This window comes from Streptomyces sp. adm13(2018) (genome assembly GCF_008042145.1).
Classification (GTDB): domain Bacteria; phylum Actinomycetota; class Actinomycetes; order Streptomycetales; family Streptomycetaceae; genus Streptomyces.
The window spans coordinates 1-1,148 of record NZ_RDBH01000169.1; the positions used below are offsets into that span (position 1 = coordinate 1).

General features: G+C 75.1%; 1 protein-coding gene and 1 pseudogene. Both read right to left on the minus strand.

Annotated features, from left to right (window positions below):
- Positions 1-503, minus strand: a 503-nt coding sequence (locus tag EAO70_RS35100; RefSeq protein WP_148006861.1) for a hypothetical protein, incomplete at its 3' end; no start/stop codon positions are given.
- 83 nt (positions 504-586) lie between these two features.
- Positions 587-1,148, minus strand: a pseudogene (locus EAO70_RS35105) (SAM-dependent methyltransferase); the annotation flags it as partial.

Sequence of the window (1,148 nt, forward strand, 5' to 3'; positions counted from 1 at the left end):
ACCGGGCAGTGCGTGGCCGGACGTGCCGTAGCCGGGCTGCGGAGACCGGGCAGTGCGTGGCCGGACGTGCCGTAGCCGGGCTGCGGAGTGCCGTACGGGTACCCCTGACCCTGCGGCGGCCGATGCGACGGCGGGGCCGGGGCCGGCACCATGATCACGACCGGGGCGGGCTGGTGGTGCCGGATGTCGACCACCAGGAAGTAGCAGGTCACGATCGTCATCTGGACGAGCAGCACGATCATGCCCGCGGTGTTCATCCACGTACCGGCGAAGCGCTGCTCCAGCGGCACCACACACCCGACGTTCAGGACGAGCTGGGCCCAGAACAGCGTCCAGTCCCGGCCGGTGCGCCGCATGATCGCGATCCGGAGCATGGCGACCCACGCGAGGAAGCCGAGCGACAGGACCACCAGGACCGTGATGAGGACCCGGACGGTGATCGTGGCCGCCGACGGGCCGGCGGGCCGCGGCGGGGCCGCGGGTGCGGGCACCTGACCGTACATACGACGCTCCCCCAGGACGCTTGACCGGACCACGCCTGACCGGACCGCCGGGGTCGGTCAGACCAAGAGAGTATGACGGCCCTTCACGCGGGCTCCACACTTCCGTCCGCGAGACCGTCGTACAGCCCCTGGACCAGCTGCTCGCCGAGCCGGGCGGCGAGGCGCAGGGCCTCCTCGAACTCGGCGAGCGACCTGAAGTGGGCGCCGTGCCTGCGCTGGTCGGCCGGCGGCAGCCGGGGCAGCTGGAGGCGGCGCACGTCGAGCCGGGTCGCGGTCGAGGCGAAGCTGCTGGCCTGCCGGTTGTTGGCGGTGCCGCGGAGGAACCCGGCGAGGAACCAGGGGTCGAGGGCGGCCGGTTCGGGCCGCAGGAGCTGGAGGTTCCGGCCGAGGGCCGCGCCCGCGGTGGCCGCGTCCACGACCCGGGCGACGGAGCCGCCGCCGAGGACGGGCACGACGACGTCACCCTCGGCGACGAGGACGGGCTCCTCGGGCTCCTCCCCCGGGCCGCCGGCGGGCAGGGTGCCGGAGGGGGCCGCGCCGGACAGGACGTCGTGCTCGGTGAGGACCGGCACCCGTCCGCCGCCGGCGGGGGCCGTGCCCGAGCCGCCCGTACGGRGCTGGAGGGCGCCGGTGCGGGCGAGTTCG